Origin of the sequence: Turneriella parva DSM 21527, from assembly GCF_000266885.1 — a bacterium.
GTDB classification, from domain to species: domain Bacteria; phylum Spirochaetota; class Leptospiria; order Turneriellales; family Turneriellaceae; genus Turneriella; species Turneriella parva.
This window is the reverse complement of record NC_018020.1, coordinates 735,651-755,746: the sequence shown is the minus strand read 5'-3', so window position 1 is coordinate 755,746 and position 20,096 is coordinate 735,651. Positions and strand designations below refer to the sequence as shown.

General features: G+C 55.4%; 11 protein-coding genes. 6 read left to right on the top strand and 5 right to left on the bottom strand.

Annotated elements, in window-relative coordinates:
• The first annotated feature begins 46 nt into the window (after positions 1 to 46).
• Genes TURPA_RS03530 through TURPA_RS03510 form a run of 5 tightly spaced genes read left to right on the top strand, consistent with a single transcriptional unit; the run spans position 47 to position 10,813 of the window.
• Complete coding sequence (locus TURPA_RS03530; protein ID WP_014801906.1) at positions 47 to 2,791, top strand: cation-translocating P-type ATPase; 2,745 nt, start codon at positions 47 to 49, stop codon at positions 2,789 to 2,791.
• Positions 2,792 to 2,824: 33 nt separating this feature from the next.
• Positions 2,825 to 5,218 (top strand): glycogen/starch/alpha-glucan phosphorylase, encoded by a 2,394-nt coding sequence (locus tag TURPA_RS03525; RefSeq protein ID WP_014801905.1) that lies wholly within the window; start codon positions 2,825 to 2,827, stop codon positions 5,216 to 5,218.
• A complete protein-coding gene (locus tag TURPA_RS21355; protein WP_014801904.1) occupies positions 5,215 to 9,378 on the top strand; it encodes a 4-alpha-glucanotransferase in 4,164 nt (1,387 codons plus the stop codon). Before TURPA_RS03525 ends, TURPA_RS21355 begins: the two co-directional genes overlap by 4 nt.
• A 5-nt stretch (positions 9,379 to 9,383) precedes the next feature.
• Positions 9,384 to 10,199 (top strand): hypothetical protein, encoded by an 816-nt coding sequence (locus TURPA_RS03515; RefSeq protein ID WP_014801903.1) that lies wholly within the window; start codon positions 9,384 to 9,386, stop codon positions 10,197 to 10,199.
• Complete coding sequence (locus tag TURPA_RS03510) at positions 10,196 to 10,813, top strand: hypothetical protein (protein WP_014801902.1); 618 nt, start codon at positions 10,196 to 10,198, stop codon at positions 10,811 to 10,813. The genes TURPA_RS03515 and TURPA_RS03510 overlap by 4 nt, the downstream gene beginning before the upstream one ends.
• On the opposite strand, the gene TURPA_RS21350 is transcribed toward TURPA_RS03510, so the two are convergent.
• A complete protein-coding gene (locus TURPA_RS21350; protein ID WP_014801901.1) occupies positions 10,781 to 11,347 on the bottom strand; it encodes a TetR/AcrR family transcriptional regulator in 567 nt (188 codons plus the stop codon). The two genes, TURPA_RS03510 and TURPA_RS21350, sit on opposite strands and share 33 nt — an antisense overlap.
• A 104-nt stretch (positions 11,348 to 11,451) precedes the next feature.
• Between TURPA_RS21350 and TURPA_RS03500 the strand changes: the two genes are divergently transcribed.
• A complete protein-coding gene (locus TURPA_RS03500; RefSeq protein WP_014801900.1) occupies positions 11,452 to 11,997 on the top strand; it encodes a dihydrofolate reductase family protein in 546 nt (181 codons plus the stop codon).
• Here the strand turns inward: TURPA_RS03500 and TURPA_RS23955 are convergent.
• From TURPA_RS23955 to TURPA_RS03480, 4 genes are all read right to left on the bottom strand, one after another.
• On the bottom strand, positions 11,966 to 14,146 hold the full coding sequence (locus tag TURPA_RS23955) for a M3 family metallopeptidase (protein WP_014801899.1): 2,181 nt from the start codon (positions 14,144 to 14,146) through the stop codon (positions 11,966 to 11,968). The two genes, TURPA_RS03500 and TURPA_RS23955, sit on opposite strands and share 32 nt — an antisense overlap.
• A 64-nt stretch (positions 14,147 to 14,210) precedes the next feature.
• A complete protein-coding gene (locus TURPA_RS03490; protein WP_014801898.1) occupies positions 14,211 to 16,034 on the bottom strand; it encodes a glycogen debranching protein in 1,824 nt (607 codons plus the stop codon).
• Complete coding sequence (locus tag TURPA_RS03485; RefSeq protein WP_014801897.1) at positions 16,031 to 17,677, bottom strand: glycogen synthase; 1,647 nt, start codon at positions 17,675 to 17,677, stop codon at positions 16,031 to 16,033. Before TURPA_RS03485 ends, TURPA_RS03490 begins: the two co-directional genes overlap by 4 nt.
• Positions 17,674 to 20,085 (bottom strand): carbohydrate porin, encoded by a 2,412-nt coding sequence (locus tag TURPA_RS03480; RefSeq protein ID WP_014801896.1) that lies wholly within the window; start codon positions 20,083 to 20,085, stop codon positions 17,674 to 17,676. Before TURPA_RS03480 ends, TURPA_RS03485 begins: the two co-directional genes overlap by 4 nt.
• Positions 20,086 to 20,096: the final 11 nt, after the last annotated feature.

The following is a 20,096-nucleotide window of genomic DNA, read 5'->3' as shown; positions in this document are numbered from 1 at the left end:
CACACATGGTTTGCGCCGGGTGCAGGCTCATGAAAATGGCGCTTGCATGGCCAACGGGTTTCACACCGGTCTCGCTGAAAAGTGGCTCGAGAGCTTCGGCACCGACAAGACCCGTGGGCTCACGGCGGGCGAGGCCCACCGGCGCCTCACGACGCACGGCGAAAACCGCATCACGGCAAAAACAAAGCGCTCAAAACTCGACCTGCTGGCAGAGCAGTTCAAGAATCTTCTCGTGCTGTTGCTGGTGGCGGCGTCGGTGCTGTCATTCTTGCTCGGCTCGGTCAACGACGGTGCTGTGCTGATGGCGATAGTCGTGATCAACGCGCTGGTGGGTTTCTTTCAAGACTGGAAATCAGAAAATATTGCGGCGCGCCTTGGGAGCCTTGTTACCGAAAGTGCGATCGCAGTGCGCGACGGCCAGCGCATTGAGGTGCCGGTCGTTTCGCTCGTGCCGGGCGATGTCATCTATCTGCAAGAAGGCGAGGGTGTACCTGCCGATTGCCGCCTTATCAGCGCAACGACTGTAATGGCGAACGAAATGGCGCTGACCGGCGAGTCGGTATCATCAGAAAAGAGCCATACATTTTCAAGCGACGACGATGCACTGCCGCTGCCCGACCGGCGCAACATGCTCTACTTCGGTACGGCGCTCGTGAGAGGTGAGTGCACGGCGCTCGTCTGCGCAACGGGCGACAAAACCGAACTCGGCAAAATCGCGGTGTCGTCAGAGAACATGACGCGTGAACTTTCGCCGCTGCAGAAAGAGCTGAACACGCTCGGCGGCAAAATCACGCGCTTTGCCCTGACACTCGCAGTCTTGCTGTTTGCAGTGCAGCTGCTGCGCGACGAACCGCTGAAGACGGCGCTCATTTTTGCGGTGAGCATCGCTGCGGCGATGGTGCCAGAAGGTTTACCCGCGCAGATTTCGATGGGGTTATCGCTCGGGGTCGCGAGACTTGCGCGCAAGAACGGTGTGGTCAAGAGGCTGTCTTCGGTTGAAGCCCTGGGCGCGGCGACGGTCATCGCGTCAGACAAAACCGGTACGATCACGCGCAATGAGATGACAATCACTGCCGCGTATTTCGAAGACAAGAATTACCGTATTACGGGCACGGGCTACAACCCCGGGGGTGAAATATTCGATGAGTCGGGCAAGGTCATGAACGTCGATTCTCTGGGCGAAGCCAAAATTCTTTTTTTAGCCGGATTTCTATCGTCAACGGGTACCGTAAACCCACCCGATGAGTTTCACTCTGAGTATTACGCGCTCGGCGACCCGACCGAAGCTGCGTTTGCAACTCTGCTCATGAAAGCCGGTTTTGTGTCTTCTGAAATTTCAGCAGCCTACCCAAGGTTGCAGCTGTTTCCGTTTGATTCGGTGCGCAAGCGCGTCTCTATCGTGCGCGAGCATAACGGTAAGAACATCGTCTTCGTGAAGGGCTCGATCGAGTCGCTGCTGCCGCTCTGCACCTATCGCCGCGTGGCAGGTGCAGATACCCCGATGACCGATGCACTGCGCGAAGAGTTGCTCGCAGTCTCGCGCGCCTATTCGGCGCAGGCGCTCAGAGTCATCGCGTTGGCCTACCGCGACCTCGCGCCGGGTGAAAAAGTCACAGAAGAATCTGCCGAGTCGAACCTCATTTTTTCGGGTTTCGTGACGATGATAGATCCCCCCCGCGATGAAGTCAAAGATGCCGTAAAGGCCGCGAGAGAAGCTGGTCTAAGGCTTATGATGATCACGGGTGATCACCATGCGACGGCGCGCTCGATTGCCAATGCGATCGGCATGGCAGGTCACGATAAAACACCATTGCCGGTTGTGAACAGCGATGAATTGCACGCGATGAACGCACAAGAACTGGGTTCAACCCTCTCTGCGCCCGCCGTGGTCTTTTCGCGGGTTTCGCCCGATGAGAAGCTGCGCATCATCGAAGCATTGCAGGCACGCGGTGACGTGGTGGCCGTGACGGGTGACGGGGTGAACGACACCTTGAGTCTCAAGCGCGCCGACATCGGCGTCGCGATGGGGCACGGCGGCAGCAAGGTTGCACAAGAAGCGGCGAGCCTCATTCTGCTCGATAACTCATTCGCGACGATCGTTGCCGCGGTGCGCGAGGGCCGCACGATCTTTCGCAACCTGCAGAACAATGTGGTCGCAACTCTGTCGTCGAACTTCACCGAACTTTTGTGCGTGCTGGCGGGGTTTGCGCTCTTGCCGTTCGGCTTGCCGCCGATTATTCTGCCGGTACAGATTCTTCTCGTTGACCTGGTCGGTGAAATGCTGCCGCTCTTGATGCTGACATACGACCCGGCATCACCCGGAATCATGCGTGAAGCTCCGCGAAAAAAGGGGGCTTTGCTCGACAAGCGAAAGCTGGTGCATGTCGGCGCGACGGGACTCGTCAGGGGAGTACTTTCGACTCTGGTCTTTATTGCAGTCTTTCGCCGGCACACAGGTGAAGCTGCGGCATGGGAGACCGGTCTTGCAGCGACTTTTGCGACGATCGTCACGACACAGTTTGTCGGCATCTTCTTTTTGCGGGCGCGCGGCGCTCTGCCCGGGCGTGAATTTTTTAGCAACCCGTACCTGTTTCTGGGAATCGCACTTTCGCTCGGTGCAATGCTGGCGCTGATTTACGTGCCGTTCTTCAACACATACCTGCATACGAATCCACTTACGCGGGCCGATTGGCAGATTATCGGGCTTGGCCTGGCGGTATTCTGCGCGTTTAGCGTACTCTACGGTTTAATCAGGAGTTTTCTCGCAAAGAAAACTCCTAATCAAAAATAGTGGCACGGCTCAGCGCGCTTTGCAGCATGGGCCGTGATTCCACTTTCGACAGACCTCAAATCTGAGCTCAAAACCGGATTCCAGAGGCACCTCAACTATTCGCTCGGCCGCAGCCTTGATGAGCTGACGCCCACAGACGCATACATATCCCTCTCTCTGGCGCTACGCGATCTGATGATGCACAGGCTGATCGTTAAGCGCCGCAAGTCGCGCCACCACAAACGCGTCTATTACCTGTCGATGGAATTTCTTATGGGCAAAATGCTCAACACCGCGCTGGTGAACATGAATCTGCGCGGTGAGGCGAAAGAAATTCTCGAAGAGTTTGGCTGCCGTCTCGACGATCTGCTGAGCATTGAACCCGACGCTGCGCTCGGCAACGGGGGCCTCGGCCGCCTCGCGGCCTGCTTTCTCGACAGCATGGCGCATCTCGACTATGCCTGCATCGGCGCTGGCCTATGCTATGAGTTCGGTCTTTTTAAGCAATCGTTCAAAGACGGTGCGCAGCAAGAATCGCCCGACGTTTGGCTTACGGGCAATTATCCCTGGCTCATTGACCGCCACGACAAACGCTACGAAATTCGCTTCGGCGGCCACACACACCGCGACGGAAACAAGACCGACTGGCACAGCAGCGAAACAGTGATGGCGCGCGCGCGCGATATGCTGATTCCCGGTAACGGCTCGGCTGGTATTGCGATGCTGCGCCTGTGGTGGGCCGAGCACAGCGCCGATTTTGGTCTCGACTACTTTCAGCACGGCGATTACATTAGGGCTATGGCCGATCAGGTACATTCAGAATCGATTTCGAAGGTTCTTTACCCGAGCGACAACAATCTCAAAGGCCTGGAGCTGCGCCTCAGGCAAGAGTACTTTCTCGCGAGCGCCACGATTCAAGACGCGATTGCGGCCTTTAAGCATGAAGAGGGGGATCTATCGCTTCTTCCCGACCGCGTCTTCTTTCAGCTGAACGACACACACCCAGCGGTCGCGATCGCCGAAATGCAGCGCATTCTCGTCGACATCGAACTATTACCGTGGGACAAAGCCTGGCAGATTACCCGTAGCTGCATGGGCTACACAAACCACACGATTATGCCCGAGGCTCTTGAAAAATGGAACCTTGACCTGTTCGGTCGTCTTTTGCCGCGCCATCTTGAGATTATCTATGACATCAACTTTCAGTTTCTGAAAGATCTGCACCAGCAGGGTTTCAGCGAAGAAGAAATTGCGCGCGCATCGATCATTGAAGAGGGACATCCCAAACGCATTCGCATGGCCGCGTTGTCTGTCGTCGGTTCGTCTGCCGTTAACGGGGTCTCAGCGCTGCATAGTGAACTCGTGAAGACGCGGCTTTTTCCCGAGTATGCAAAACTCTGGCCGCAAAAGTTTTCGAATAAGACCAACGGCATCGCCTTCAGGCGCTGGCTCGTCGCCGCGAACCCCGGGCTGACCGCGCTCATCAACGATGCAATCGGCACGAAATGGCACAACGACCATACGCTTCTGAAAGATCTGCCGCCGATGCGCGGTGACGCCAGCTTTCAGGGCCGCTGGCAAGAGGTGCGCCAGCAGAACAAACTTCTGCTGCATGAAATCATACGCGAGCGTAACCATATCACTCTGCCGACTGAAACCTTTTTCGATGTACATGTGAAGCGTATTCACGAGTACAAACGCCAGCTGCTGAATCTGCTGCGCATTTCGCGCATTTGTCTCGATATTCTCGCGGGCACATACAAACACGAACGGCACCGCACTTTTATTTTTGCGGGTAAAGCGGCGCCGGGTTACCACCGTGCCAAGCTGATGATTCGCCTTGCGCATGCGCTGTCGTCGTACATCGAGAAGAACCCGCTGATTCGCAAGCGCATTCAGCTCGTCTTTTTACCGAACTTTTCGGTTTCTCTTGCCGAACGCATTTACCCTGCGTCTGATTTGTCAGAGCAGATCAGCACTGCGGGCACCGAAGCTTCGGGCACCGGCAACATGAAGTTCATGCTGAACGGTGTTGTGACCTTTGGCACGCTCGACGGTGCGAACATTGAAATCGGCGAAGAAGTGGGCGAAGGTAATATCTACATTTTTGGCAAAACCGTCGAAGAGCTGCGCCAGCTGCACCTCGAGGGTTATAACCCGGTAGAACTCGCGCGCCGCAGCGACCTGCGCGAAATCTTTGACTTTATTGAATTGCTCCATGCTGACTTTCGCGAGTTCACTGATGCCCTTACTTACCAGGGCGACGGTTATTATCACCTCGCTGATTTTGACAGCTACTGGCAGGTGCAAGAGCAGATTATGGTGGATTACGAAAATACCACGTCATGGGTCGCTAAGGGAATCACCAACACAGCCTGTTCAGGAAAATTCTCGTCAGACCGCACCGTGCAGCAATACGCGCGCGAGATTTGGCACATTATCGAATGATCTTTCCCGTTACGGGCTTTGCTGCCGCTGCTTCAGCGCAGAAGCAGGTTGCACCTGTTGTTGCATTTCGTACAGGGCGCATTCTTGTGCGCGATTTCGAAGACAGCGTCCATTTTCGCGAGGCGCTGAAAATCGAAGCCGACGACCTCTACATTACCAAAGCGGCCTGGCTCTCTGAGATTCTGCATCGGGTTCTGTTGCGTACCGTATTTCATGCTTCGCTACAGACAGAAACCCAGGCTGGTGTCGCCGAATTTCTCGGCATTAAATCCACCGAAGTCGACCTGAATCTTGCGGGTCTGTTGTGGCTGAGCCACGCCAACCCGGTTTTTAACCGGCTTCAGGTCTGCTTTGCCGGTGCTGAGAAAATTCAAGAGCTCGGTTTTCTTATCAGAACAGCCGCCGGTAAACGTTTGCTGCAGCTGTTGCTTGATCACAGCGCATCGATCGACGCGCAGCTGAACGCTCTGGTATTGCATCTGCCAGGCCTGTTGTCTGCAAAAGAGCGGCAGCTACTGCGCCAGATCATGCGCTACGATCATAGCGCACGTTTCGTTTCCGGTGGCCCTGCAGAACCCTTGTACCGGCATGCATTGCCAGAAGGTGGCACGATCAGCCGTAGCGCCGACGCGCCCTGGATGCGTGAGCTCGTGCTCGTCGCAAAGATTGTCTCGGTGTGGCTGGCCGATATCAGCCGGCGCTTTGGTCACGAAGTGCACCGCCTCGACGATATTCCCGAAGCCGAAATTGCGCGTATCGCCGGGTTAGGCGTCAACGGCATCTGGCTCGTGGGTCTGTGGCAGCGCAGCCCTGCATCGGCGCGCATCAAGACGCTCACCGGCGGCAAGAATTACGGCTCTGCCTATTCAGTGTTCGACTATCGCGTTGCCGATGAGTGGGGTGGCGATGAGGCGCTGCATCGGTTTCGCGAGCTCTGCGATCGTCACGGCGTTCGGCTTGGCTGCGACATGGTGCCGAACCACACCGGCATCGACTCGAAATGGATGCGCGAAAATCCTGACTGGTTCATGCAGACTGAGGTGAACCCGTTTCCAGGGTATACCTTTCAGGGCGAAAATCTTTCGGGCAGCGCAGCGAATGAAATTCGCCTTGAAGACCATTATTATGAAAAATCTGATGCAGCAGTTGTATTCGCGCTCGACCGCGACGGGCGTCGCCGTTACATCTATCACGGCAACGACGGCACCGGCCTGCCGTGGAACGACACGGCGCAGCTCGACCACACCAACCCGGCTGTGCGCCATGCAATCATCGACACCGCTGTCGCGCTCTCGCAGAACTTTTCGATCATCCGTTTCGACGCGGCGATGACGCTCACGCGCGATCATTACCGCAGGTTGTGGTTTCCGCATGCCGACGAAGCGCCGGCAATCGCGAGCCGCTCTGTCTATTCGCTGCCGCAGCATGAATTCGACGCGCGCATGCCTGCCGAATTCTGGGCCGAACTCGTCACCGCGTTTCGTGCACGCAGCCCCGACACGCTTCTCGTCGCTGAAGCGTTCTGGATGACTGAAATGTATTTCGTGCGCGCGCTCGGCATGCACCGGGTTTACAACAGCGCCTTTATGCACGCGCTGCGCGATGAAAAAAATGCGGAGTTCGAAGCGAACTTGCGTGATTTCAGGCAGAACGATGCCGATACTCTCTGCCGCTTCGCGAACTACCTCAGCACCCCCGACGAAGAATCGGCTGCGGTGCATTTCGCGAATACCGAAAAGTATTTCGGCGCAATGACGTTAATGGCCACGCTGCCCGGTTTGCCGATGCTTGCGCCCGGGCAGCTCGAAGGTTATCGCGAAAAGTATGGTATGGACCAGCAGGCGCCGCTCACCGACGAACTCATCGACGAAAATTTCACCTGCCGTTACCGCGAGCAGATCACGCCGCTGATGCAAAACCGCCGTGTATTCGCTTCGCCCGAGTCGCTTTCGTTTCCCGCTTGCAGCAAGTCGGGAAATGTGATTCTCTATTTCGCGGGTGCTGCTGCGCGGCATCTGGTCGTGTTCAATAATTCGCCGCGCAGCGAGTCAGTGCGGCTTGGCGCTGATGATTTTCTGGCGGTGTTTTCACCGGGTGCAGAACACCTGCAGTGGATCGACCGAATCACGCAAAGAGTCACCTTAGCCGCGCGCAGCCACATCAGCGCAGAGGGTTTACAGCTCGAACTTGCGCCATACCAGACTTTGGTGTTGGCCGATTTTCGTGCCGCGAAACCGATAGAACAGAAGCCAGCTGGTCTCTACCCTTCTTTTGACAGGCGGTACAGCGGTGTAGCGATACCTGTTTCTGCGCTGCGCTCACAGCAGAGCTGCGGTATCGGAGAATTTTCTGATCTGAAGTTACTCATCGACTGGTGCGCCGAAACCGGGCAGCAGATGATTAATCTCTTGCCGGTGAACGATACGGGCCTGAACAGCAGCCCCTATTCGGCGCTGAGCGCGATGGCGCTTCACCCTGTGTACATTCGGCTCTCTGCGCTGCCGCTCGCCGCAGAGCTTCAGGCCCGGGTTGCCGAAATGCGGCAGCGCCATGAGAAAAGCGAGCGGGTAGCATTCACAGAAATTGTGACGTTTAAGGGAGAAATCCTCAGAACTTTTTTCGCGCAAAACCGGGAAACCCTATTTGCTCAGGTGCCTGAGAAATTCGCACAGCAGCGATGGCTGCTTGAATACGCCGTATTTTGCAGCATCAAGCATTACTTCGATGGTGCGGCGTGGTACCAATGGTCGGCCGACACTGCGACGCCCGCAGAGCTGCGCACAGCTATCGAGAACCCGGGGGCTGCGACGTTCGCTGCGTACAGGTCGGCGCACCCCGCTGAAATCGAATATTACATCTGGGTGCAGTACCTGCTGCACGAGCAGCTCAGCGAAGCGAAGCGATACGCCGACTCGCGCGGTGTTTATCTGAAAGGCGACATGCCGATTATGCTCGAGCGCGACAGCGTCGATGTTTGGCTGAACGGTGCGCTGTTTAACCATCACCTGCGCGCTGGTGCGCCGCCCGATATGTTTTCACCCGAAGGGCAGAATTGGGGGTTTCCAGTTTATAACTGGCCCGAGCACGAACGCACGGGTTATGCCTGGTGGCGTGAGCGCATCGCGCAGCTCGCACAATATTTTGCGGCGTACCGCATCGACCACGTGCTCGGCTTTTTCAGAATCTGGTGCATCGACGAGAATAACCAATCGGGCCTCGGCGGGTTTTATTTGCCCTCGCAGCCGGTCACACGCCAGGCGCTTGCTGATCTCGGCTTTGATATGGTGAAGCTGCCGGCCCTCAAGAGTGTTCGGGTGCATGCGCATGAGCGTAGAGAAATGAACGCAACGTTAGTCGAATGTTATGGTGAAACTTTTCTGAACGACACGCTGCTGCATGAGAAAGGCGTCCATTCGCTCGAAGTGAGTGAGGATCTCAAAAACGAGCTCTTGCGCCGTCTGCACCGCCGCGCATTTGTGCAATTCGGCGAAGATCTTTACCCAGCCTGGGACTTCGCAGAAAAGATCGCGGCGACTCCGCTGCTCAGTGACTCTGAAAAGCACCAACTGGCTGCGTATGTCGCGTCGCTGCAGGCCGCAGATGCGGGGCGGCAAGAAGCTCAGGGTAAACGTATTCTTACGGCGCTGCGCGAGGTATCAGAGATGCTGCCCTGCGCCGAAGATTTGGGTGTCGTGCCCGATTATGTGCGCCCGGCGCTCGCCGACATTAAAATTCTCGGCCTCAAAGTTTACCGATGGGAGGCCGAAAACAATCAACCCAAAGACCCTCAAGGTTACCCTTACCTGTCGCTGGCGACGAGCTCGGTACACGATTCGTCGAACCTGCGCGAATGGCTCGCCTCTGAGCCTGCTTCAGTCACGGGCGTCGAGGTGCACGGCGGCAATGCGACGGCAGAGCAGGTGCGCCAGTTTCTCGAAAGGCTCTACCGCTCACCGGCGATGGTTGTGATGGTGCCATTACAAGACCTGCTCGCGCTCGACGAGAAATTTCATGGGCCTGCAGCGGCCGAACGCATCAATGTGCCAGGTACAGTTTCAGATTTCAACTGGACATACCGTATGCCGGTGGGGTTAGAAGAGTTGCTGCGCGAAGGACGCTTCAACCTTTTCGTAAAAGATCTCGCATTAATGAGAATTTAGAAACAATGAAAAGCGTTTCACTCACATTTCTTGGCCTTTGCACGATCGCATGTTACACTTCGCTATTAGCGAAAAATACCCCCAAAGCAGCGTCAGATGCCCGCCTGTTTTCAGCGGATAATGCGCACTTCGATCTTTTTTTCGATCGGCGCAACATATTTTCGCTCGATGCTCGGCTTGGATTTCTCTCAAGTTCGCTTCGCGATCGGGAAGACGAGCTCATTCGAGAGAGCAATCTAACCTTGGACTTCGGTGATGGTCGGGTTGAGCAGTTTCAGGGGGTGCGACTTGATCAGGCATTTGCGTTCAACTACGAACGTGCAGTCTCACGATTCTTTGGCTTTCGCGCCACGTATCAATATGGAGTTTTACGCCATGGCATGTCTATTGGCGGTTACGGCGATTCCTATGCTCGGGAGAGTGCCCTGAAGACGATGATGGAAACCCATACCGTTCTCATTGGCACCAATTTTCGTTTTCCGATTGAGCGTATTCATGGTTTTTACCTCGAATTTCCCCTGCAGATAGGGCCGACATCGGGGCGTTATCGGCCGCTGGTATCTTATACCAATGCCCGGGACGAATATTCGTTTAATCTTGCGAATCGGGAAAATGAGAATACTCTGCGGACTTTTCTTGGCTTTCAGATGAGAATGGGTGTACAGTTTGCCTGGTATTCAGCCTTCGCATCGGTATTTGCGGTCACCGGTCTGCACTATAGTTATGCCTACAATCAGGTTGAGGCCGGGTATAAGGGGTCTGCTTCTGACCGAATATTCAAGAGATTTGAAATGTCGATTGGCGCAGGGGTGTTTTTATGAAGAGTGAACTTGCCAGCATTATTTTCATGCTATCACTTCTTTGCATCCAATGCAGTAGAGCGACTGGTCAGAATTTTGTACGAGAGAGTACTTTGCACGATTTCGAAAAAATTCCCGGCATGACGACGGAACAACTTATCGAAGCATTCGGCGATCCGATTGAAATTCAAAAGCGCATACAGCCAGGTTTTAACCGCACCGTCGCGACATACTATTACACTCTCAGAACCGGCAGTTCGCTTTCAAGCAGACTATTGAGTGTAGAACTCAAAGACGGTAAAGCCCTGGGTTACATCTATTCGAGTGGTTTCCCCGAAGATAGCACGCGCTTTATCGATGAAGACGTGACCTTATTGCGCATAGGAATGACTGAGGCAGAAGCACGGCGTACAATAGGTCAAACCTCGGGAAGATCGGTAATGCCCTCGCAATTGGTGGATACTGAATTCTTGCCTATACTGCAATTCAAAGCCAACGACAGGGTTCAGTTCTCGTATTATGACTCATACCAACTGAAAGATCGGCGGGCGATTGCATACAATCGCAGGTTAATCATGATTTTTGATGCGAAGACAAACAGACTAAAAGACTTTCTTTTGACCGGCAAGGAGTAAACCTACCGCTTTTCGATAGTTCTGATTTGCAGAAAGCAGCTCGCGCCTTGTAAAGTACCGCGCTGCAATCACGTAACCATGCGTGTAATCGATCAGTACGTCGCGCAGAAATAAGGCCTCGTCAGCATTTTCGCATTGGCGCCCGATCGCTTCGAGCAGATGCCTGTTAAAATTTTCTAGCGGCAGCAGTGAATGGTCTCGCTGGCCCATGAGATAGATCATCAGCTCGACATACTTGCCCGAAATCGCGCAATAACTTTCGAGTAAATACGTTACATCATGCGTCGCATTGCCAATCGGTCTGTAATCTGCCGCCAGGCTGCGGTACGCGTGGGCGAGCGCGGCCGAAAGTATGGCAGTGCGGTCGGGAAAGTAATGGTAAATGGCCATCGGGTCAACCTTCAGCTGCCGGGCAAGTGCCCGCAATGTCATGCCCGCAACCCCCGATTTCGCGCAGAGTGCCAGGGCGCTGCGCAAGATTTTCGCACTATCCAGTTTTGCGGCCAGCGGCCGACCTGACTTTTTCTGCCCCATGCAGGCGCATCTCAAGGCAGACGGCGGGCGGGTAAAGCAAATTCATAAATCTACATTGTAGAATTATTTGCCAGCTTCTACAGCATAGAGTAACTTATGGACAAATGAAAGCAGCAGTATATATAGCGGTGAGTGTCGATGGATTCATTGCGCAGAAAGACGGCGACGTCGCCTGGTTGCACGACCCCCGATATGCCATACAAGGCGAAGATTTCGGCTATTCGCAGTTCATGGCCGATGTCGACTGCATCGTCATGGGCAGAAATACATATGAGAAGGTACTTGAATTTGAGGCCTGGCCATTCACCGGTAAGCGCGTAGTGGTGCTGAGCCGTTCTTTACAAAGCATTTCGCAGCCGGGCGCAGAATTATCGTCTGAAGACCCTTCGGCTCTGCTGCGACGGCTCGAAGCCGAGGGTGTGAAAAAAGTCTATGTCGACGGCGGCAAAACCATACAGAGCTTTCTGAGCGACGGTCTCGTGTACGAAATCACGATCACGCGCATACCTATTCTGCTGGGCAGCGGATTACCGCTCTTTGCAGAGCTGAATGCTAGCGTGCATCTGCAGCATTCGAAATCTCACGCGTTCGCCAATGGTTTTGTTCAGAGCACCTGGTTCACGCCGCCTGAATCAACCCGTTATGCCTGAGCAGCGCGTCGATCGTTGCATCGCGCCCTCTGAACGCCCGATACACTTCAAGCGGATGTTCAGAGCCGCCGCGCGCGAGCACGGTCTCGCGGTATCGCCTGCCGAGTTCACGTATCGCGCCATCGTCGTTTAACCCTGCCTCTTCAAATGCCGCGAATGCGTCGGCGCTCAAGACTTCTGCCCATTTGTAACTGTAATAGCCGGCAGCGTAGCCGCCGGCAAAAATGTGCGAGAAAGAGCAGAGAAATGCATCTTCTGGCAAAGGCGGTATCACGGTGTACTCGGCGGCGATGCGGCGCTGCACGTCGCGTACTGTTTCTCCATGTACTTCAGTCGGCTTGCCGCCCTCCGTGGCTACGCCGACCAGCGTACCTCCATGTACTTCAGTCGGCTTGCCGCCATCCTTGGCTACGCCGACCAGCGTACCTCCATGTACTTCGTGCAATTCAAGATCGAGCAATGAGAAATAGAGCTGGCGTAACAGAATTGAGCCGGCCATGTAGTTTTTCGCGGCGATGATTTTTTCGAAGAGGGGTTGCGGCAGGGGCTCGCCGGTTTCAACGTGACCCGAAATCTGGTCGATGACGCTGCGCTCGTACACCCAGTTTTCCATGAACTGCGAAGGTAGTTCGACGGCATCCCACTCGACATTCGAAATGCCTGATGCTTCGTATTCGTCGACAGTGGTCAGCATGTGCTGCAGCCCATGGCCGAATTCGTGAAAGAGCGTCTCCACTTCTGTAAATGTCATCAGTGAAGGTTTTTCGCCCACAGGCGGAGTTCCGTTGCAGACGAGATACGCCACTGGCAGAACCAGGCTCTCTTCTGTAGCTTCGCGCTGGCGGCAGACATCCATCCAGGCGCCGCCGCGTTTTTCTCCCGAGCGGGCGTAAGGGTCAAGAAAAAAGCCGGCAATCTTCTTGGCGGTCGTGTCATACACGTCGAAATATTGCACGTCGCGGTGCCAGACCTTGGGCTGTGTGGGGGCTGCTGCAATTTTGACGGTGAAAAGTTTTTCGGCTAAGTCAAACATGCCCGACAAAACTTTGGGTAACGGAAAGTAAGGCCGCAGTTCTTCGTCGGTAAAACTGTACAGCTCTTCACGGCGACGCTCGCTGTAGAATGCGATGTCCCATAACTGCAGTGAATCCTCATGGCCTTTTTGCTTCGCGTATTCGGTGAGCCTGACGAATTCGTTCTGCGCCTGCGGCTTCGCGACTTTGCCGAGGTTTACAATCATTTCGCGCACGTTTTTCGTCTCGGGGGCCATTTTTGCGGCAAGCGAGACCTGGGCATAATTCGCAAAACCCAGAATCTGCGCGTTTTCATGCCGCAGCCGCAAAATCTCATCGATCACCGGCCAATTGTTTAATTTTTCTGAGCTCGCCCGCGTTACGCTCGCACGGTAAACCTGTTCGCGCAGCGCGCGGTTTTGTGCGTGTTGCAGCACAGGGTAATAAGAAGGATAGTCAAGTGTCACAAGCCATGGCCCGTTTTCTGCAGTGGCCCCCGCATGTCCCTTTGCCTGCGCTGCATGCGCAGCGCCGGCAAGCCAGCTCTGCGGCAGCCCGGCGATTTCTTCAGGTTTTGTCAGAACGATCTGAAAGGCTTTGGTCGCGTCGAGCACTGCATTCGAGAATTTCGTGGCGAGCGCCGCCAGATCACGCTGTATTTCATTGAAGCGTTTCTGTTTTTCGCCTTCGAGCGCAACACCCGAAAGTCTGGCATCTCGAATCGCGGCTTCGACGATGCGTTTTCTTGCAGCAGTGGTGATTTCTTTGGGGCCTGCCGCCTGCAGCGCTTGCCAGCTCTTGAAAAGCGCAGGGTTCTGCCCGATCGACAATTGAAACTCGACGACCTCGGGCTGCACTTCTTCGTGCGCCGCTCGCAGCGCATCGGAGTTTTTGACGCCTAACAGGTGGCCGACCGTGCCCCAGATACGGTCGAGCCGGCGCGAGATGTCGCGTAACGGCAGTACAAACGCCTGCCATGTCGGGTTTTGCAGCTGTTCAAGGGTCTTGAGCTTTTCTCTACCGACTCTGATCGCCTCGCGCACCGCAGGCACGACGTGTTCGGCCTGAATCGCAGAAAAATCGGGAAGTTCGCCCTGGTTAAAAAGTGGATTTTCGGGAAGCGTGTTGTCGTTCATGTTGCAAATACTGTGCTAAATCTAATTCTGCGATTACCCGTCGTCCAAAAACAAGAGCGGGCTTTTAATTCTCGTTGCGCAAGAGCAACACCACCGATTGTGCGGTCAGCAGGTAGATGTCGCTGACTGTTTCATGATGAATCTGTCTGCCGGTATGCAAAACTTCTCGCATCGCGCTGCCGGGCACTGAAAAGAGCACATTTTCACTCGCCGAGTTCATGAGCAGGCAATAACGGTCGAACCAGATACCGAAGGCGCGTGCGGCATTCGCGGGTGCTTCGATCACGGCGGGGTGCGTGGCCTTGTGCAATTGCCTGCGCAGCCTCAGGCATTCGGCGACGAATTCGATCATGTCTTCTTCGCGATTTGCCCATTTGAGCCACGAAATTTCGTTGTCCTGGCAATAGGCGTTGTTGTTACCGAACTGCGTGTTACCCATCTCGTCGCCGGCGAGCAGCATCGGAATATCTTGCGAGAAGATGAGTGTTGCGAGCAGGTTCTTGCGCAGTTTCTTTCGCCGGGCGCGAATCTGCACGTCAGGCGTTTCGCCTTCAATGCCGCAATTGAAACTGTGGTTGTGGTTTGACCCATCGCGGTTGTCTTCGCCGTTGGCGACGTTGCGTTTTTGTTCGTAGCTGACCAGATCGAGCAGCGTGAAACCGTCGTGGCAGGTGACGAAGTTGATGACGGGCCTGCCACGGTGCACCATCAATGCCGCCAATTCAGCTGCCGGCCTCTCGCCTTTCCAGAATTGGCGCGACGCATCGCGAAAGACATCGTTCCATTCGAGGTATGGCTGCGGAAAACGCCCGCGCTGGTAGCCGTCGGGGCCTAAGTCCCAGGGCTCAACGATGAGCTTGAGTGAACTGAGCACCGGGTCATTCACGATCATGTGGTGCAGCTCATGGTCGAACGTGACGATATCGCGTTTTCTGAACAGCGTCGGCGCCAGATCGAATCGAAATCCGTCTACATGCATTTCGTCTGCCCAATAGCGCAGGCTCTCATGAATAAGCAGCCGCACCAGCGTCTCGTCTGTGTTCAGCGAGTTGCCGCAGTGCGTGTAGTCGAGGTATGCGCCGTTTTCATCGGTGGTGTAATAGGTAGAATCGGCGAGGCCGCGGTAGCTGACGGCCGGCGCGCTCTGTGGGCCTTCGCCGGTATGATTATAGACCACGTCGAGAATCACCTCAATACCGGCAGCGTGCAGCGCCTTTACCATGGTCTTGAATTCGGTCACGGCGTCGTCGGTTGCATATTCGCTTTCGGGAGAGAAATAGTTCAGCGTGTTATAGCCCCAGTAGTTGGTGAGTCCTTTCGCGAGCAGAAAAGCATCTTCTGTCTTCGCGTGAACCGGCAGAAGTTCGAGCGTCGTGACGCCGAGTCGCTTGAGGTGTGAGATCACGGCAGCGTGTGCGGCACCCCGGTAGCGCCCGCGCTCCGCTTCGGGTATGCCGGGTAATTCAATTGTAAGGCCTTTGACGTGCGCTTCGTAGATCACCATATCGGGCAGTGCGATCATCGGGCGCCTGTCGTCTGACCAGTCGAACACGGCATTTGCCGGGGCGGCGACGGGCGCAGGCCAGGCCTTGCGTTTGCGCCACTCAGCCAGAAGGTTCAGATTCTTTGCAAACGGGTCACAGAGCTGCTGTTTTATTTCTGCGCGCTCAACTTCGAAGCAATAAATGAGGTCAGGTGCGCCGCCGATGATTGTCAGGTGCCACACCGATTCGCTGCGCTGCATCGGTAGCGTGTGCAAGAGTTCGCCTGACCTTGAGTAAAGACAGAGGTTCACCTGTGTCGCGCCGTCGACATAAACCGCGAAATTATACCCGTTGCCGTGGGCGCTGGGCCCCAGCGGCGATGCGTTACCCGGCTGTGTTGTCACGGTTGCATCAGTGCGAGGTAGGCCGCTGCGGCCTCTGTCCACGAAAAGTCGGTGAGCATGGCATTTTGCTGTAGCTGCAAGAAAGTCTTTCTATCGTTGGTGATCATTTTAAGCGCAGCGTGGATTTCACTCAGAAACGCCTCGGCTTTGCTTTTGCGGTCATGGCCCGTGTACAAGAAGCCATTGTAGCCGTGCCGAATCGTGTCTTTGAGACCTCCCACTGCGGCGGCGATCGGCAGGCAGCCATAGCGCATGGCCTTCATTTGGCTGGTGCCGCAGGGTTCAAATTCAGAGGGCATCAGCATAAAGTCGGCAGATGCGAAAAGCCGCTTCTCGAGGTTGTCATCGAAACCGCCGAAGAGCAGAATGTTCGGCGCGGCGCTCGTTTCTTCAACGAGGCGCGGCAGCAGATCGCCTTTACCGAGAAACACCAGGTGTAATTTTTCGTTGGCAAAGTGCTGCAATAGCTGGTTGCCTGAGGCCGACTCGAGAAACTGTTGAATTTTCTGGCCTGTGAGCCGCGTGACAGCGACGAGCAGCGGCCGTTCGATAAATGCATCGCGGTTCAGAGCCTGCAACTTTTGCCGCAGAGCCATCTCTGTGCCGCTGATCAGAGCTTCGGTTTCGAGCATCGCGTCGATTATGGCGGGCATTTCATCGAAGAGAGCGGCCCGATTTGCTCTGCAACCCTCTTCATGATTCTCAGGAGTGTATGGCAGCGGTAGAGCCCTTGGGTCATAGAAATCAATATCAATTCCGTTCGCGATACCACTCAGGCGCCCCAGCCTCGCGAGCTCGCTGAAATCGTCTTCGAGGCCACGGCCGCCCAGAAAATCAGTCTCGTGCGAATCGGGTCGGCAAATCTCTTCGGCGTAAGTGGGTGATACGGTCGAAACGCGGTCTGCTGAATGCAGCGCTGCGCGCATCGGGTTGATACAGGCGATGTCGGCATGGCGGTCGAGGTAAGGGGCGAAGAGTTCCATCTCGATGCCGGCCAGATCGGGGTACCAGTCGAGAAACCCCTGGAGATTGCCATGGTTCACGGATGAACCGGGGTGCGCGCTGGCATGGATGCCATCGTTGCGCACACTAAATTTGGCGAATGGCCTCGTGCCCTGGTACTCGAGGTTATGCACAGTAAAAAGACGATAGATATCTTGCAGGTTTTGCAGCCCCGGGTGTACCTTGATGAGTAATGGCACGAGGCCCGTGTGCCAGTCGTGGCAGTGTATCACGTCGATACGTTCTTTCTTCTGCAGATGCTGCAAAAGTTTGCACGCCGCGAGCGAGAAAAAGGCAAAGCGTTTCGCGTCGTCTTCGAAATAACCGCGCCGCAAACGGCCGCTGTCGATGTACACATCAGAATATTCGCCGCGAAAGAATCGGTCGCTGTGTACCAGAAGAACACGAATGCCGAAATGCAGCGTTTCAAACACCGATACCGACAGTTCTTCACCGCCATACGAACACGAGAGTGTCGTATAGAGATGTACCTCGTGGTGAATCTCGGCGTAATAAGGCAAAATGATCGTCACGCGATGGCCGCCCTTGCGAAACGCATCGCTGATTCCCCAGATGACGCTGCCGAGGCCGCCGCGCTGTGCAAGGCCCGAACATTCGCTGCTGATTTCAATGATGTTCATAGATGGTAGCTGGCGCCGACTGTGGGTATAATCGCGAGGCTCACCGGCGACGTCGGCATAAAAACAAACCGTGCTGCGGCTTCGAAGCTGATTTTCTCCGAGAGTCTGTACTGGTAGCCGAGGTTACCCGTGACAATCACGTATGTACCCAGATCGACCGATTTCGGGCTGCCGCGCACGCTGTATTGCAGCAACGGAATGCCATAGCCGAGCTCGCCGCCGACAAAAATGCCCTTCAGAGACTCGGGCACGAACGGCAGGTAATAGCGCACGCCGGCGGTCACAGCAAAGAAGTTGAGGCTGCTTTCGGTGTTACCGGTCGTGCGGTCGACTGTGAACTGGTAGACCGGTAAGAACCACATGCCGCCGGTATACGCAATATCACCCGAACGCGCTGTCACGTGGCCGCCACCGCTGACCCCACCGGTAGAATAGTTGATCACGCACTGCCGGCTCGTGAGGCCGAGGCAGCCATCGGCGTCGTTCACGTACCTGTCGGCAAGCCCCGTGGTCATTGGCCCCACCTGCAGCGCCCAACCGCCCCACAGAGTCGTGAAGATGTCGTAGCGCTTTGGTTTAGAAGGGTCGATATCCTCACCTTTATGAACCTGCGACAGGCGTTCGGTCTGCTGCGCCATGGGGGGCATGTAGCCTTCTTCCCATCCGCTGACTGAGAACCAGTGTTCGAATTCGACGCGCACCATGTGGTGCCAGTGAATGTCGCGGTTGAGGTTGAACTGGTTGCGGCGGTTAAGGCTCTCTTCAAAACTGTTGCCGAACGCACCCTGAACGTTTGAATGCTGCACGCCATAGAGCAGGCGAATCACCGGGCGCGAATAGATGCCGCGCCCTGCAGGGTTAATCGTGAAACCGGTTTTGATCTGGTATGTGTGTTTTGTGTCGGTGTCGCCCCATTCGAGACCATCGACGTCGGGTATGCCGCCGGTGTTCGACTTGATCGAGTTGAAGTGTTCGCGGTAGCGGTTACCGATGGTCGATTTTTCGCGCGAATAGACGAGCTCAAGCAGGTAGTGCAGGTGTTCGGTGATGTACCACATCGGGCGAACGACAACCGAATAGCGCGTGCTGTTGTGGTCGTCGGGACGAATGCGGTTGTCGTTATCCCAGCTTTTGCCGAACGCAAAACCCGCGTTCAGGTCGAAGTGATTCGGCAGCAGGCGAATCTGAATTTCGTCATAGAGTGTGAACTCGTAGCGTTCATCGGTAAATGAGGATATATAAATGTCTTTGCTTTCGTTGTCGTACGTTTCGCGTACCGCGATCTGCGGCGCTTTTTTCTCAAAGCGAACGCTGAGATCGTTCCAATAAATTTTGAGCGGGCCAAACTCGGGGCCGCCAAAACCAGTCCACAGCGTGCCGCGCCAGTAGTTTGCACCGGTCGACTGCGCCCAGGGAAAAAAGTCTGAATTGCCGGGATTCTCGAGCATAAACTTTTTGAACGCTTCACCGCGCATCACATCGGCATAGGCGACAGACGGCGTTTGGTTGGGGGCGCCGCGGTTCGTCTCGCTTTCTCTCTCCCACATCATCTGAAAGGTGGTGCCGAGTTGCCACTTGGGCATAAACTTGTTGCTGAAACTCTTCAGCGCCTGCATCTCGTAAAGATTCAGTTTCACGAGACCGCCCACTGTCGGTATCACTGCGTACTGGTGGCCTTGCCAGCCGTCGTAGCTGCGGTTGCGGTAGATCGACCAGCCCGAATCGCCGACGCCGGCGAAATATTCAAACCACTTGGTGCGTTGGCCCGCGCGAAAGCCGATCGTGTCATAGAAAACCTGCGAGGTAAAATTGTCGAAGATACCGATGTAGCCCATGTTGTACCACAGGTTGCCCGTCTGCGTCACGAGAGTTTTCGCGAGCACATTCTCCGTTTCAACCCAGATGTGGTTGATGTTAAAATTGCCGAGCGAACCCTGGCCTTTATCATAACCGCGAAAGCTGCCGCCTTCGATTCGCATGAAGAGCGTCGCGCGCGGCGCTCCCGGTGTTTCGGGTCGCACGACATGGTAGCCAAAGTCGGCCATGAGCCACGGTGTCTCGTTCATGAGTCGGCCATAAAACGGCGACCAGCCGAGTGTGGGGGAGTTATAACCAAAGTCATCTTGCGCGCTGGCGCGAAAGTACATGTTAAAGAAAAACGGCTTCGGAATTTTAAAGCCGCTCTTCTTTTCTTCAAGGTCGGTAGCGTCTTCTGTCTTGACAGCGGTCGCCGCGGCCGCATCTGCCTTAGCCGCTGCTTCGGTGGACTCTTCTTTCGCCGCGTTGAAACTTGCGGGCGCAGCCGGGCGATTGAGTCTGATCTTGTCAGCGTTGCCCTGTGCCCACAGCCAGAAGGTGGGTATGGCGGCGACGATGAATAGAAGTTTCTGAGCCGTCTGCAATTTCATCGAAGAGATTC

Coding starts and splice junctions, on each gene's coding strand:
- TURPA_RS23955 (WP_014801899.1), bottom strand. CDS start 14,146: ATGAACGACAACACGCTTCCCGAAAATCCACTTTTTAACCAGGGCGAA.
- TURPA_RS03515 (WP_014801903.1), top strand. CDS start 9,384: ATGAAAAGCGTTTCACTCACATTTCTTGGCCTTTGCACGATCGCATGT.
- TURPA_RS03480 (WP_014801896.1), bottom strand. CDS start 20,085: ATGAAATTGCAGACGGCTCAGAAACTTCTATTCATCGTCGCCGCCATA.
- TURPA_RS21350 (WP_014801901.1), bottom strand. CDS start 11,347: ATGGGGCAGAAAAAGTCAGGTCGGCCGCTGGCCGCAAAACTGGATAGT.
- TURPA_RS03500 (WP_014801900.1), top strand. CDS start 11,452: ATGAAAGCAGCAGTATATATAGCGGTGAGTGTCGATGGATTCATTGCG.
- TURPA_RS21355 (WP_014801904.1), top strand. CDS start 5,215: ATGATCTTTCCCGTTACGGGCTTTGCTGCCGCTGCTTCAGCGCAGAAG.
- TURPA_RS03510 (WP_014801902.1), top strand. CDS start 10,196: ATGAAGAGTGAACTTGCCAGCATTATTTTCATGCTATCACTTCTTTGC.
- TURPA_RS03530 (WP_014801906.1), top strand. CDS start 47: ATGGCCAACGGGTTTCACACCGGTCTCGCTGAAAAGTGGCTCGAGAGC.
- TURPA_RS03485 (WP_014801897.1), bottom strand. CDS start 17,677: ATGAACATCATTGAAATCAGCAGCGAATGTTCGGGCCTTGCACAGCGC.